Origin of the sequence: Devosia sp. YIM 151766 (assembly GCF_030285925.1) — a bacterium.
In the GTDB taxonomy this organism is placed as follows: domain Bacteria; phylum Pseudomonadota; class Alphaproteobacteria; order Rhizobiales; family Devosiaceae; genus Devosia.
The window spans coordinates 739,584-753,493 of the sequence record NZ_CP127251.1; the positions used below are offsets into that span (position 1 = coordinate 739,584).

Consider the following 13,910-nt stretch of genomic DNA (forward strand, 5'->3'; position numbering starts at 1 on the left):
CGATTCTATCACCCCCTCCCCCTTGAGAGGAGGGAGGGAGAGCGAGGCGCTGACACCGATAAATCCGCCCCCGACTGGAGCCAGGCCATGACCGACATTCCCGCAAATGGCCGCCGCCTGCCGGACCGGCTCGACCAGCCGCTGAAATCGGCCTTGATGAGTTGGGAGAGCCTGCTGGTTCTGGTGGCTTTGGGCATTTTCATCGCCAACAGCTTCGCCTCGCCCTATTTCCTCAATGCCTGGAGCCTGTCCGACCTCACCTTCAATTTCACCGAAAAGGCGCTGATCGCCCTGGCCATGGCGCTGGTGATCATTACCGGCGAGATCGACCTGTCGGTGGCCTCGATCATCGCGCTGGCCTCCACCCTGATGGGCCTGGCGCTGCAATATGGCGCCGATACGCCCATGCTGGTGGCGGTGGGAATCGGCGTCGGCATACTTTGCGGGGCGTTTAACGGTTTCCTGGTGACCGGGCTGAAACTGCCATCGATCGTGGTGACCATCGGCACGATGAGCCTGTTTCGCGGCATCGCCTATATCGTCCTGGGGGACCAGAGCTTCAAAGGCTATCCCAAGGATTTCGCCTGGTTCGGGCAGGGTTATGTGTTTTGGGTGATCTCGTTCGAGCTGGTACTGTTCGTCGTGGCGGCGATCATCTTCTACGTGCTGCTGCACCATACCGTTTTCGGCCGTCGCATCTTCGCCATCGGCAATAATGCGGTGGCGGCGCAATTTTCCGGCGTGCGGGTGGATCGCATCAAGTTCGTGCTGTTCTGCCTGACCGGGCTGATGAGCGGCATCGCCGCCGTCTTGCTGACGGCGCGGCTGGGCTCGACCCGGCCCTCCATAGCCCAGGGGTTCGAATTGGAAGTCATCACCATGGTGGTGCTGGGCGGCGTGTCCATTCTGGGCGGCGCCGGCTCGATCATCGGCGTGGTGCTGGCGGCGCTGATCATCGGCCTCGTGACCTTCGGGCTGGGCCTGCTCAACGTGCCGGGCATCGTCATGTCGATCTTTACCGGCTCGCTGCTGATCGTGGTGATCGCGCTGCCCATCCTGTGGCGCATGTGGAAGGAACGCCGCGCATGATCGTGGACAATGATTACGAAAAACACGCCTTCAAGATGCATCTCAATCCCGGCATGGCGGCGGAATACAAGAAGCGCCACGACGAGATTTTCCCCGAACTGGTCGACTTGCTGCACGAGGCGGGGGTGAAGGATTATTCGATCCATCTCGACGAGGAGACCAATACGCTGTTCGGCGTGCTCTGGCGGCGCCTGGATCATCATATGGACAGCCTGCCCGATACCGAGGTGATGCAACGCTGGTGGGCGCATATGGCCGATATCATGGCCACCAACGACAAGAACGAGCCGGTCTCGACCGACCTGACCCCGGTTTTCTGGATGAAGTGAATTCCGCAATGGGTTCTTCATGAACCCAATCTGAACGGCGCTCTCAGGGTGAGTTCAAAGCCGGCCGGCTAGATTGTCCCCACGATGACGCTCCAGGGGGATAATTGAAATGAACAAGTCGCAGGGAAAAGTTCTGGTTGCCACTTTGTGCGGTCTGATCGTGACCGCGGCGGCGGCTTTCGCGGTGCAACCGGCCATGGCTGCCGGCTATCAGGTCGATAATCTGGCACAGGTGACCGGCGTGGCCCATTGGGACAAGCTCAATGTCCGTAAATGGCCGGCCAGCTATTCGCAGCAGGTCGGGGCGCTGGCGCCGGGCGCGCATGTCTGGGTGGAGCGCTGTATCGAAGTGCAGAACAGCTCGGATTGGTGCCTCGTCGCGCGCAGCCACACCAAGGGCTGGGTCAATGCCCGCTATCTGACTCCCGCTCATGACTGGGATATCTGATCCGCCTATGCGGACGTCTTGAGTAAAGCTCGACCATCCTTCCATGCATGTTGACTTTTCCGGTGCCGCGCTGTTCCACAGGGACAGTACGGGCCGGAGTTTTTTTCATGCATGCCAATCCTGTTCTCGCCGAAGCCCTGCGCGGCAATTGGGTGGAAAACCGCCATCGCGGCGCCTTCATACTGGTTGACGCCGAGGGGGCGGTGATCGCCTCCGGCGGCGATACCGAGCGACCGGTCTTTCCGCGTTCGGCGATCAAGTCCATGCAGGCGCTGGCGATTTTCGACCGGCATGCGGAAGAAAAGTTCCACCACAGCCAAGAAGAACTGGCGCTTGCCTGTGCCTCGCATCATGGCGAGGACGAGCATGTCTCCGGCGTCGCCCATTTCCTTGGCCGCATGGGATTGTCGGCCGCCGATCTCGAATGCGGCGCGCATATGCCCACCAATAGCAAGGCGCGCGAGGCGCTGCGGGCAGAAGGGCAGCCGCCGAGCCCGCTGCATAATAATTGCTCGGGCAAGCATTCGGGCATGCTGAGCGTCGCCCTGGCCATGGGCGTGCCGACACCTGGCTATGTGGAGCGCGAGCACGCGGTGCAGCAGGCGGTGCGCGACGCGGTGGAACGGGTGGTCGGCGAAAAATTGAGCGAGGATCGCTGCGGCATTGATGGCTGCTCGATTCCGACCTGGGCCGCACCGCTGCGGGCCTGGGCCCTCGGCTTTGCGCGCATGGCCACGGGCCGGCATCTCGATGAGCGGCAGGCGGCGGGAGCGCAGGCCTTGTTCGATGCCGCGACCAGCCACCCGCATCTGGTGGCCGGCACCGGACATCTCGATACGCTGGTCATGGCGGCGTTCAAGGGCCGCGTCATGCAGAAGGGCGGGGCCGAAGGCGTGCAATGCGGCGCGATCCGGCACAAGGGCTGGGGTTATGCGCTCAAATGCGACGACGGCAATATGGCGGCCAGCCATGTGATGGTGGCGGCGCTGCTGCTGAAATATGCCGACCCGGACGCGGCACAACGCGCCGTGCTGGAGCAATTCGTGCGGCAACCGATCAAGAATGTGCGCGGCAATGCGGTCGGCGAATTGCGGGCGGTGCGGGAAGCGATTTAGGGCGGTTCGCGTTTAAGCTGAAACGTTACGGGTCCATGCGCGTCGCCTTCCACCGTGTCATCCCCGCGAATGCGGGAATGACCTGTGGGATCTGCTGATTCAGAGCAGGCATGAAACGCTATGGCTTCAGCGAACCACCGCCCGTCACCGCGGGGATGGGGGGAGAAGGTGCGCGCCAAGCAATCTAAAGCGCGAAAATCGCTTGGGAACCGCAATTGCGGATGCGGTCGACACGGCTGCCGTCCCAGTGAAAATCGTAGTGATCGGCCTGGACCGGGGCCGGCATGAGGTCTGGCCAGAACAGGGCGGCGCATTCGCCGCCGGGCGAGCGTATGCTGCGATAGAGGACGCCATTACTGCCTGCATTGCGCAACTGGCGGGCTAGCGCTTGCGATGGGGAATAATCGTCGGGGTCATGACATGCCCCGAACGGCCTTGCATCATGCAACTGGAGATCGAGGCTGGTGACCAGCATGCGGAATTGCGAGGTCCAGCCCGGCGGCTCATCGGTGCTGCGCATGACTTTTGCGTGGTGGTGGGCCACTTCGCGGATCGAGACCTCCTCCCGGTCGCCGACGCTGAACACGCCATAACTGCCATCGGTGAACCGGCCCGGCCTGTCGTGGCTGACATGGACGAAGGGGGCCATGAGATAGCTGGCGCCTGGCCCGCTGACCCGGCGCTCCACGGGCACCAGATCGAGCCGGCCGAGATGTTGCCACAAGCGCGGATTGGTCTTGGCCTCGGCGGAGGCCAGCGCCTCCCAGTCGCTGGGATCGGCAATGTCCTCGAACAGGTCGATGGGCGGATAGATCGAGCGGATCAGCCGATAGGCCTTGGGCCAGCGGACCGAAGCGAGTTCCGGCATCGGGACCATCAGCCGCCGCGCTCGGCATCCAGCCAGGAGCGGACGCGGGCCAGCGAGAAGATATCGCCCGCCGCCATGACGTCGACGGGACTGCTGCCATCGAAAAGCGGATTGGGCTTTTTCACCCAGGCATAGCCGCGCTCGGGATCGGAGAACAGATAGCGCAGCCCCTTGTGGATACCCATGAGCAGGGAGAGGCGGGTGGCCAGGTCGCGGTCGATGCGGCCGGTCTCGCCGGCCTTCCAGCGGGCATAGGTGCGGGCGGCCAGGCCGCCGAGAATGTCCCGGGCCTGGGCGTCGGATATCTGCCAGCGCTCGAACAGGCGGATGACCGCGCGCACCATGGCCGCCGCCTCCGCATCGGTGATGCGGGGAATTTCCGGATTGGCATGGGTGCGCGGCAGTTCCAGCAGCATGGTGAAGTATCCTTTTGGCGTAAAATAGAACATAAACTGCCAAATGGCAAGGTGTAAGGCGCGTTACCGGCAATCGCCCGGCTGGTGGACGGCTTTGCTTGTTCGGCACCGGGGCCGGCGGCTATAACGGGACGAGTCGGTTCAGGACAGGTGGTCGGTATGCTCGTTGACGGCAAGATTTTTCTCGGAACCAGCGAGCGGCCGGAATATCTCAACCTCAAATATGCCAACCGCCATGGCCTGATCACCGGGGCCACCGGCACCGGCAAGACGGTGAGCCTGCAAGTGCTGGCCGAAGGGTTTTCGGCGGCCGGCGTGCCGGTCTTTGCCGCCGACATCAAGGGCGACCTTTCGGGTATCGGCAAGATGGGCAAGGCTCAGGACTGGCAGAGCCAGCGCGCCGGCGAGATCGGCTTCGACGATTTCCGGGACGATGTCTATCCGACGATGTTCTGGGACCTGTTCGGCAAGCAGGGACACCCGGTGCGCGCCACCATTTCGGAAATGGGCCCGGTGCTTTTGAGCCGCATCCTCGACCTCAACGATATTCAGGAAGGCGTCTTGAACATTGCCTTCCGTGTGGCCGACGAGGAAGGATTGCTGCTGCTCGATCTCAAGGACCTGCGCGCCTTGCTGGCCGATCTGCAGGAGCGGGCCAAGGAGATTTCCGGGCGTTACGGCAATGTGACCACCGCCTCCATCGGCGCTATCCAGCGGGCGCTGCTAGTGCTGGACCAGCAGGGGGCGGATAATTTCTTCGGCGAGCGGGCGCTGGAGATCGCCGACCTGATGCGGAAGGACGTCGACGGGCGCGGCTTCGTCTCCATCCTGGCGGCGGACCAATTGATGCAATCGCCCCGGCTCTATGCGACCTTCCTCCTGTGGCTGCTGTCGGAATTGTTCGAGGAATTGCCGGAAGTGGGCGATCCGGACAAGCCGAAGCTGGTCTTCTTCTTCGACGAGGCGCATCTGCTGTTCGACGGGGCGCCCAAGGCGCTGATCGACAAGGTCGAGCAGGTGGTCAAGCTCATCCGCTCCAAGGGCGTGGGCGTCTATTTCGTCACCCAGAACCCCGTCGACATTCCCGAAAGCGTGCTGGCGCAGCTGGCCAATCGCGTTCAGCATGCGCTGCGCGCCTATACGCCGCGCGAGCAGAAGGCGGTGAGGGTGGCGGCCGATACGTTCCGGCCCAATCCTGCCTTTTCGACCGCCGAGGCGATCACCCAGCTGGGGATCGGCGAGGCGCTGGTTTCGGTGCTGGAAGACAAAGGGGTGCCCTCCATGGTCGGCCGCACCTTCATCCGCCCGCCCTCGGCGCAGGTCGGGCCGATCAGCCCGGCGGAACGCGAGGCGATCATGGCCGCTTCGCCGGTCGGCGGCCTTTACGACACGATTATCGACCGGGAATCGGCTTACGAAATCCTGCAAAAGCGGGCGCGCGACAAGCAGCTCGAAGACGAGCGCAGCCGCTATGAGGCCGAGCAGCGCGCCGAAGCCGAGCGGCAGGCCAAGGAGCGCGAACGGGCCGCAAAGGCCGCCGCACCCCGTCGCAGCACCCGGCAGACCCCGGTGGAAGCCGCGACGACCTCCTTCGTCCGCACCGTCGCCAATACGCTGGGCCGCGAATTGGTGCGCGGCATTCTCGGCGGCATCAAGGGGCGGCGCTGATATGACGGCATTGGCGCATGACGGGCCCGTTATCGCGATCTTCGCTTCGGACAGGGGGCCGGGCGACCCGGAACGCGCCAACCTGATGAGCGAAGTGGGACGGGTCTTCGCCCGCAAGGGCGCCCGGATTCTGTGCCTCGCGGACGATGGCGCCATCCCGGTGCCGCTGATCACCGCGGCGCGGACCGCCGGGGGCGTGGTGGAAGTGCTGGTCGATGACGGCATCGCCCTGCCGTCCGCCCTGGCCGGCATACCGGTCAGAATGCTGGCCGGTGCCGAAAATCGGCAGGCCTATCTGGCGGCCAATGCCTCGGTATTGGTGGGCCTGCCCGGTTCGCTGGCTTCGGCGACAGCGATGTTCCGGTCCTGGGCCGGAGCCGCGCGCTTGCCGGTGGTGATGCTGAACCGGAACCGCGCCTTCGAGGCGGTGCGCGGCTTTGCCGTCGACGTGATGGCGCCGGCCCTGCCGGGATATGACCGCCATATCCAGTTCGCCGACAATGTCGAGGATTTGTGGAACAAGGTGGTCTGGGTCGGCGAGCAGCGGCGGTAGCGCGGTCCGGGTGTCGGTTTAAGCCAGCGGTCCCAGTTCCGGCCGTTTGGCCCGGCGGTCGGGGAAGAGCGGCACGACATTGTCGGTGAAGCGGCGGGCCGGCTTGTGGCGCATGGGCGGCATGGGGACGCGGTCCCGCCGTTCGGGGCCGCGATAGCCGAAGCCGAGGGCGCCGACGACGCTGCGATTGATCAGCCGCGCCTGCACCCGTTGCAGCAGATGGCGCGGCGACATCGGCTTGACCACCACTTCATCGATGCCGGCGCTGATCGCCTGCTGGCGCATGGGCGGGGTGATGGCGCGGGTCAAGGCGATGACCGGCAGTTCACGCGAGACGCAGGACGGGTCCAGCCGGATGGCCTCGACCATCTCATAGGCCGGACGGCCCTCGCGGTCGAAATCCACCACCAGCATGTCCAGCGGGGCGATGCGCATATAGGCGAACAGCTCCGCCTCGCTCTCGAAGGGGCGAACCCGCAGGCGTGAGTCGCCGGCAACCACCATGGTCAACACGGCGGTAAGGGCCGGATTTGCGGCCAGAATGGCAATTCTCTTGCCGGTTGCGGTCACTGACGATCCCTCTTTTGGTAAAGGTTTCGTTAACATGGCCCAACGGCGGATTGAAGCGGGGAGTTCCGGTTCTCAAGAGAGATCGCTAAAACAGTAAATGGCGACGGGGATTTCCGCAGGGCGCCAGACATGCGGCAGAGTGCCGATTGCACCAGGCGCCGGCAGCTGATTGATTGGGGCAATCTTTGCTTTCGGCGCGGTGGCGGGAATGTTGAGACCCATTTACCTGATGGCCGGCCTTGTCATGCTGGCCCTTGGCATTATCGGCGCCTTCCTGCCGCTGATGCCGACGACGATCTTCCTCATCATGGCGACCTGGTTCTTTGCCCGCTCGTCGCCACGCCTCGAAAACTGGCTGCTGAACCATCGCCGGTTCGGCCCGGTCATTCGCGACTGGCGCGATAGCGGCGCCATCTCACCCCGGTCCAAGGTCCTGGCCTGTAGCGGCATCGCCCTGGGCATCGTCTTTTTCTGGATCGGGGCCAAGCCCGGCTATTGGCTCTGGCTGGCCGGCTCCGCCTTCATGGGCGGCAGCGCCGCCTTCGTGCTGTCGCGCCCCAATGCCGGGACCGCGCGCAGGGTTCGGGCGGAATAAAAAAACGGCGGGATCGCTCCCGCCGCCGGATAATCTGCAAATGCGCCGAGATCAGGCGGTCGCCTCGCCATAGAGCTTTTCGACATAGTCCCAGTTGACGAGATTGTCGACGAAGGCTTCGAGATATTTCGGGCGGGCATTGCGGTAGTCGATATAATAGGAATGCTCCCACACATCGACGCCCAGAATCGGCTTGCCGCCATGAACCAGCGGGGATTCGCCGTTCGGGGTCTTGGTGACTTCGAGCTTGCCGTCCTTGCCGACCGAGAGCCAGGCCCAGCCGGACCCGAACTGGGTGGTGCCAGCCTGGAGGAAATCGGCGCGGAACTTGTCATAGCCGCCCAGATCGGCGTCGATGGCCGCCTGGAGCTTGCCCGGCAGCGACTTGCCGCCGCCATTGGGCTTCATCCAGTTCCAGAAATGCAGGTGGTTGTAGTGCTGGCCGGCATTGTTGAAGAGGCCGGCATTGGTGCCGAAGCTCTGCTTGACGATCTCTTCCAGCGACTTGCCTTCCAGACCGGAATCCTTGAGCAGGTTATTGCCATTGGTCACGTAGGCCTGATGGTGCTTGTCGTGGTGATATTCGAGGGTTTCCGCCGACATGTATTCGCCCAGCGCATCATAGGCATAGGGCAGGGGCGGCAGTTCGAAAGTGGTCATAAGTAGCCTCCGTTCTTGGAAAAGTTTGACGCTGGTGTGAACCGGCTATTGGTGGACGTTTATAGGCGCATGGCCCTGACGCAACAATGTCGCCGGGAGAACTAAGTGTCCAATCCCGCCGACTTTATCGCAAAGGCGTAGCACTGTGCGGTCTCCTTGAGACGGTCGAAGCGACCGGAAGCACCGGCATGGCCGGCGCCCATATTGGTCTTGAGGTATAATGGCGCGTCGCCCGACTTGGTTGCCCGGAGCTTGGCCACCCATTTGGCCGGTTCCCAATAGGTGACCCGCGGATCGGTGAGACCGGCCAGCGCCAGGATCGGCGGATAGGCCTGGGCGCTGACCGCTTCATAGGGCGCATAGGCGGCGATGCGGCGGTAATCGTCCGGCGAGGTGATCGGATTGCCCCATTCAGGCCATTCCGGCGGGGTGAGGGGCAATGTGTCGTCGAGCATGGTATTGAGCACGTCGACAAAAGGCACCTGGGCGATGATGCCGCCCCATAGATCGGGCCGCATATTGGCGATGGCCCCCATCAGCATGCCGCCGGCGGAGCCGCCCTGGGCGACGATCCTGCCCTTGGCGGTATAGCCCTCGGCAATCAGCATTTCGGCGGCGGCGATGAAATCGGTGAAGGTGTTGGATTTGTGCTCGCGCCGGCCCTGCCTGTACCAGCGATAGCCCTTTTCCATGCCGCCCCGGATATGGGCCACGGCATAGACGAAGCCGCGATCGACCAGCGACAGGACCGAGACCGAGAACGCCGCCGGCATCGACATGCCATAGGCGCCATAACCATAGAGCAAAGCGGGATTGGCGCCATTCAGCTCGATGCCCTTGCGATAGAGCAGGGTGACGGGGACCTGCTCGCCGTCATCCGCCTCGGCGAACAGACGTCGCGTCTCGTAAGCGGCCGGATCGTGTCCCGAGGGCACTTCCTGGGTCTTGAGCAGGGTACGCGCGCCGGTTTCGAGATCGATGTCGAACACCTGGCTCGGCGTTGTCGGCGAGGAATAGGTCAGGCGGAAAACGCTGGTATCGAATTCGTAGCCGGTCGCCATGCCCAGCGAATAGGCTTCTTCCGCGAAGCGAACGATTTCCTCCTTGCCGCTGCGCAGATCGCGGGCGACGATGCGCGGCAGCCCGTCTTCGCGTTCGAGGCGCAGCATGTGGTTCTTGAGCAGCGCAATGTCGAGAACCAGCACGCCTTCGCGATGGGGCAGCAGATCGGTCCAGTTTTCGGCGCCGGGATTGTCGGTCGGCGCGGTAACGATCTTGTAGTCTTCGGCGCCATCGGCATTGGTGCGGATATAGAGGACGCCGTCGCGCTCATCGATTTCATATTCGCGGTCGGTGAGGCGGGGCGCGACGAGGCGCGGCTCGCCGCCCTTGTCGGCATCGATCAGCCAGATTTCGCTGGTCTGGTGATCATGGGCGTCGATGACCAGGAATTTATCCGACAGGGTCTTGCCGATGCCGACGAAGAAACCGGAATCCTGTTCCTCATAGATGACCGGGTCCGCCGCTTGCTCGGTGCCGATCTCGTGGCGACGGATGCGGTAGGGGCGGTGATTGTCATCATATTCGGTATAGTAGATCGAGCGGCTGTCATTGGACCAGACATAGGAGCCGGCGGTTTCCCGGATCACCTCGTCGCTGTCCTTGCCGGTGGCGAGATCGCGCAGCACGATGTCGTAATATTCCGAGCCGGCCCGATCGGCGGCCCAGGCGAGAATGCGGTGGGACGGGTCATGGCTGGCGCCGGCAAAGCCGAAATACTCGTCGCCCGCCTCCACATTGCAGTCGAGCAGGACGGTCTCGTCGCCGCCATTCCTTGGCGTGCGGACGATCTGCGGATACTGCTTTCCCTCCAGCATGCGGGTATTATAGGCCCATGGCCCATCGGGGGCGGGGACGCCGCTATCGTCTTCCTTGATGCGCCCGCGGATTTCCCTATAGATCGCGTCCTGCAACTCTGCCGTCGGCTGGCCGAACCGGGCTTCGTAATAATCGTTCTCGGCGTCGAGATAGGCGCGAATCTCCGGATCGAGCGTTTCCGGCTTCTGCATCACTTCCTGCCAATTGTCGGCCCGCAGCCAGGCATAGGGGTCGCTGCGCTCGACAGCGTGGTGAATATGCGTATGGGCAACGCGCTTGGCGACGGGGGGCTTGGCCGTGGTCATGATGTCTCCGCAGGGGGGCGCGGCGGAACCGCAGGGGAAGGCTCTGAAGCACATAGGCTGCGCCGCGCCGCTTTGCCAGCCCCGGAAACAGTTGAAAACGCCTACTCAAATGGTCGCATAGGGGCCGATTTGGCTTGTCGCCACCCCTTCATCCGGTAAGGTTCGCCGCGACGAAATTCACTGAATCACCTAGGCGGGAGAGGATTGGCGGGTTTGGGGCCATCCACGCAGACCGGTATTGCGCTTGTCGCCGTCGCGCCATTCCTGGCGGCGATGCTGGCGCCGCTCATCCACCGCTATGCCGGGCGTTTTTCCGGCTGGCTGCTGGCGGCGATACCCGCCGCGATCTTCGTCTATCTGCTGAGCTTTGCCGATATCGTCATCGGCGGCGGCCAGGTGGCGGCGCAGATCGAATGGGTGCCGGCCTACGATCTGAATCTCAGCTTTTTCATCGATGGGCTGAGCATGGTCTTCGCATTGACCATTTCCGGCATCGGCACGCTGATCGTGCTCTATTCGGGCGCTTATCTCGCCGGGCATCCGCATCAGGGCCGCTTCCTGGGCTTCATGCTCGCCTTCATGGGCGCCATGCTGGGACTGGTGCTGGCCGATAGCCTGCTGGTGCTGTTCCTCTTCTGGGAACTGACCTCGGTGACCTCGTTCCTGCTGATCGGTTTCGATCATATGCGGCAGGCAGCGCGGCGCGGCGCCATCCAGGCGCTGGTCATCACCAATATCGGCGGCATGTTCCTGCTGGCGGGCGCCATCGCGGTGCAGCAATTGGCCGGAAGCTGGGAGATGAGCGCCCTGCGCGCCATGGGCGATCTGCTGCGGGACCATGCGCTTTATGGGCTGGTTCTGACCTGTTTCCTCGGCGCGGCTTTCACCAAATCGGCGCAATTTCCGCTGCATTTCTGGCTGCCCAATGCCATGGAAGCGGCGACGCCGGTATCGGCCTTCCTGCACTCGGCCACCATGGTACAGGCCGGAATCTATCTGCTGGCGCGCCTGAACCCGGTGCTGGGCGGCACCTCGGCCTGGATGGGCCTCTTGGTGGCCTTTGGCGGCGTGACGCTGATCTGGGGCGCGCTGGGGGCGCTCAAGCAGACCGACCTCAAGCAGATGCTGGCGCAAACGACCATCGCATCGCTGGGCCTGCTCGTGCTGCTGATCGGGTTGGGCAGCGACGCCGCGATTGGCGCCATGGTGATCTATTTCGTGGCGCATGCCTGCTACAAGGCCGGATTGTTCATGGTGGTGGGCGCCGTCGATCACGGCACCGGAACCCGCGACATCACCGGGTTGAGCGGATTGGCCGACAAGATGCCGGTGACCTTTATCGGCGCGGCCCTGGCGGCGCTTTCGATGATCGGCCTGCCGCTGACCGCCGGCTATTTCGCCAAGGAAGAGATGTATCTCGGCCTGATCAGCGCCGACTGGCTGAGCCTGGTCGTGCTGATCGTGCTCGTGGCCGGCAATGCCATGCTGGCCGGCGTGGCGCTGCTGGTGATGATCCGGCCGTTTCTCGGGGAAGCCCTTCCCACGCCGAAAGCGCCGCACGAGGCGCCGATCGCCATGCTGGCCGGGCCGATGCTGCTGGGCGCGGCGGGCATCGTGGCCGGCATCCTGCCGGACTGGCTCGGCCAGGACGTGCTGGCGCCCGGCGCTGGCGCGATCCTGCAACGGGAGGTGGACAGCCATCTGACGCTGGCGCTGGACTTTTCCGCCCCGGTGCTGTGGCTCTCGGCGCTGACCTGGGCCCTGGGCATTGCGGTCTATCGCCAGGCGGATACCATTCGCACCCTGCTGCGCCGCTTCGACAACGGGCTGGGCTGGACCGCCGACACGGTCTTCGACATTTGCATGTTCGGCCTGATCCGCTTTTCCGGCGCGGTCACGCGGTTCCTGCATCACGGCCGGCTGGAACTCTATCTGGTCCTGCTCTTTTTGGCTTTGGCATTGGCGCTGTTCGGGCCGATGCTGGCCTGGGGCGGGCTCGACTGGATCGTGCCGGCGACCGATCTGGGCGACTGGTCCAAACGCCTGGTCCTGCCGGCCATGCAGCCGCATGAATGGGGCGTCATCGTGCTGGCGATTGCCGGCCTCCTGGCGGTGCTGGCGGCGCCGACCCGGCTGATCGCCATCCTGTCCATGGGCGTCCAGGGGGCGGCGCTGGCGCTGGTCTTCCTGTTGTTCGGCGCGCCCGACCTGGCCTTCACCCAACTCATGGTGGAAGTGCTGTCGGTGGTCATCCTCACCTTCGTCATGACGCGCTTGCGGCTCGATGCCCGCGATCCGAGGCCGTTCGAGGACTGGGCGCGGGACGGCACCATCGCAGTGGTCTGCGGCGCGGGAATCAGTCTTTTGCTGATGCTGGTGCTGAACGGGACGCTCGATACGCGCCTGTCGGACCTGTTTGCCGCGACCAGCGCGCCCATCGCCCATGGGCACAATATCGTCAATGTCATCCTGGTCGACTATCGCGGCTTCGACACGCTGGGCGAGATTTCCGTGGTCATGGGCGCCGGCATCGCCATCCTGGCATTGTTGCGGCGGCGGAAACGGGGCGCCGGCACGCCGGAACCGGCGCCGCGGACGAGAAAGGCGGCGCCATGAATACGGTGATCTTCCGCACCATCGCGCCGCTGATCGTGGCCGTCATGCTGGTCTTTTCCTTCTATGTCTGCCTGCGTGGCCACAACGAGCCGGGCGGCGGCTTTATCGGCGGGCTGATCGCCGCCTCGGCCATCGCCGTCTTCGGCATGGCCTCGGGCGTGCAGCATGTGCGCGAGGCGCTGAAGGTCGAGCCGCTTGCCATTGCCGGCTTCGGGGTATTCCTGGCCGCCGCCTCGGGCCTGCTCAGCCTGTTCATCCGGGCGCCGTTCATGACCAGTATCTGGCTCTATCTCGATATCGGCGAGAGCGTCGTGCCGCTCTCGACGCCGCTGTTTTTCGATCTGGGCGTCTATTTCGTGGTTTTCGGCACCCTTTCGTCGGTCGCGCTGTCGCTGGACGGCGACAGCGAGGAGGATCTCTAGATGGAATATGTGCTTGCCGCCCTGGTCGGCCTGTTCATGGCCATAGGAATCTACCTGCTGCTGTCGCGCTCGGTCATCCGCATGCTGATCGGCATGACCATTTTCGGCAATGGCGTGAACCTGTTGATTTTCACCGCCGGACGGGTGACGCGCGGCATCGCCCCCATCGTGCCGCCCGGTCTCGATGCGCCGGCAGGCCCGATCGCCAATCCGCTGCCGCAGGCGCTGATCCTCACCGCCATCGTCATCGGCTTTTCCATGTTCAGCTTCCTGCTGGTCCTGGCCTTCCGCGCCTATCAAAGCCTGGATGCCGACAATACCGATAATATGCGCCTGGCCGAGCCCGAACGCGCTCCGCAGCCGCCGCTGAGTTATTGA

At 63.8% G+C, this 13,910-nt stretch carries 15 protein-coding genes; 10 read left to right on the top strand and 5 right to left on the bottom strand.

What is annotated here, in order from left to right:
• Positions 1-87 precede the first annotated feature (87 nt).
• The 4 genes from O9Z70_RS03540 to O9Z70_RS03555 all read left to right on the top strand — a co-directional run bounded on the left by O9Z70_RS03540 (position 88) and on the right by O9Z70_RS03555 (position 2,981).
• Positions 88-1,089: an ABC transporter permease gene (locus O9Z70_RS03540; RefSeq protein WP_286021118.1), complete on the top strand. Its 1,002-nt coding sequence runs from the start codon at positions 88-90 to the stop codon at positions 1,087-1,089.
• Entirely contained in the window at positions 1,086-1,418 is a 333-nt protein-coding gene (rhaM, locus tag O9Z70_RS03545; RefSeq protein WP_286021119.1) for an L-rhamnose mutarotase, read from the top strand. The genes O9Z70_RS03540 and rhaM overlap by 4 nt, the downstream gene beginning before the upstream one ends.
• 109 nt (positions 1,419-1,527) lie before the next feature.
• Positions 1,528-1,866, top strand: coding sequence for an SH3 domain-containing protein (locus O9Z70_RS03550; RefSeq protein WP_286021120.1), 339 nt, complete (start codon positions 1,528-1,530; stop codon positions 1,864-1,866).
• A 107-nt stretch (positions 1,867-1,973) separates the two neighbouring features.
• The gene (locus O9Z70_RS03555; protein ID WP_286021121.1) at positions 1,974-2,981 is read left to right on the top strand and encodes an asparaginase; all 1,008 of its coding nucleotides are present in this window, start codon (positions 1,974-1,976) and stop codon (positions 2,979-2,981) included.
• A gap of 184 nt (positions 2,982-3,165) precedes the next feature.
• On the opposite strand, the gene O9Z70_RS03560 is transcribed toward O9Z70_RS03555, so the two are convergent.
• Together O9Z70_RS03560 and O9Z70_RS03565 are read right to left on the bottom strand one after the other, a co-directional pair.
• On the bottom strand, positions 3,166-3,849 hold the full coding sequence (locus O9Z70_RS03560) for an RES family NAD+ phosphorylase (protein WP_286021122.1): 684 nt from the start codon (positions 3,847-3,849) through the stop codon (positions 3,166-3,168).
• An 8-nt stretch (positions 3,850-3,857) separates the two neighbouring features.
• Positions 3,858-4,265 carry an MbcA/ParS/Xre antitoxin family protein gene (locus O9Z70_RS03565; protein WP_286021123.1) on the bottom strand — a complete coding sequence of 136 codons (408 nt, stop codon included), beginning with the start codon at positions 4,263-4,265 and terminating at the stop codon, positions 3,858-3,860.
• Between the two features lie 159 nt (positions 4,266-4,424).
• Between O9Z70_RS03565 and O9Z70_RS03570 the strand changes: the two genes are divergently transcribed.
• Together O9Z70_RS03570 and O9Z70_RS03575 are read left to right on the top strand one after the other, a co-directional pair.
• The gene (locus tag O9Z70_RS03570; protein ID WP_286021124.1) at positions 4,425-5,933 is read left to right on the top strand and encodes a helicase HerA-like domain-containing protein; all 1,509 of its coding nucleotides are present in this window, start codon (positions 4,425-4,427) and stop codon (positions 5,931-5,933) included.
• Position 5,934: 1 nt separating this feature from the next.
• On the top strand, positions 5,935-6,486 hold the full coding sequence (locus O9Z70_RS03575; RefSeq protein ID WP_286021125.1) for a hypothetical protein: 552 nt from the start codon (positions 5,935-5,937) through the stop codon (positions 6,484-6,486).
• Positions 6,487-6,504: 18 nt separating this feature from the next.
• Here O9Z70_RS03575 and O9Z70_RS03580 read toward each other — a convergent pair whose 3' ends face one another.
• Positions 6,505-7,056: a response regulator gene (locus O9Z70_RS03580; RefSeq protein WP_286021126.1), complete on the bottom strand. Its 552-nt coding sequence runs from the start codon at positions 7,054-7,056 to the stop codon at positions 6,505-6,507.
• 208 nt (positions 7,057-7,264) lie between these two features.
• Here O9Z70_RS03580 and O9Z70_RS03585 point away from each other — a divergent pair, with 208 nt between their 5' ends.
• On the top strand, positions 7,265-7,651 hold the full coding sequence (locus O9Z70_RS03585) for a YbaN family protein (protein WP_286021127.1): 387 nt from the start codon (positions 7,265-7,267) through the stop codon (positions 7,649-7,651).
• 51 nt (positions 7,652-7,702) lie between these two features.
• Here the strand turns inward: O9Z70_RS03585 and O9Z70_RS03590 are convergent, their stop codons facing one another.
• Together O9Z70_RS03590 and O9Z70_RS03595 are read right to left on the bottom strand one after the other, a co-directional pair.
• Positions 7,703-8,311 carry a superoxide dismutase gene (locus tag O9Z70_RS03590; RefSeq protein WP_286021128.1) on the bottom strand — a complete coding sequence of 203 codons (609 nt, stop codon included), beginning with the start codon at positions 8,309-8,311 and terminating at the stop codon, positions 7,703-7,705.
• A 101-nt stretch (positions 8,312-8,412) separates the two neighbouring features.
• A complete protein-coding gene (locus O9Z70_RS03595) occupies positions 8,413-10,494 on the bottom strand; it encodes a S9 family peptidase (protein WP_286021129.1) in 2,082 nt (693 codons plus the stop codon).
• A 213-nt stretch (positions 10,495-10,707) separates the two neighbouring features.
• Between O9Z70_RS03595 and mbhE the strand changes: the two genes are divergently transcribed.
• The 3 genes from mbhE to O9Z70_RS03610 are packed head-to-tail and all read left to right on the top strand — an operon-like array spanning position 10,708 to position 13,910.
• Positions 10,708-13,110 carry a hydrogen gas-evolving membrane-bound hydrogenase subunit E gene (gene mbhE, locus O9Z70_RS03600; protein WP_353057811.1) on the top strand — a complete coding sequence of 801 codons (2,403 nt, stop codon included), beginning with the start codon at positions 10,708-10,710 and terminating at the stop codon, positions 13,108-13,110.
• Positions 13,107-13,532 (top strand): MnhB domain-containing protein, encoded by a 426-nt coding sequence (locus tag O9Z70_RS03605; protein WP_286021130.1) that lies wholly within the window; start codon positions 13,107-13,109, stop codon positions 13,530-13,532. The genes mbhE and O9Z70_RS03605 overlap by 4 nt, the downstream gene beginning before the upstream one ends.
• Entirely contained in the window at positions 13,533-13,910 is a 378-nt protein-coding gene (locus O9Z70_RS03610; RefSeq protein ID WP_286021131.1) for a Na+/H+ antiporter subunit C, read from the top strand.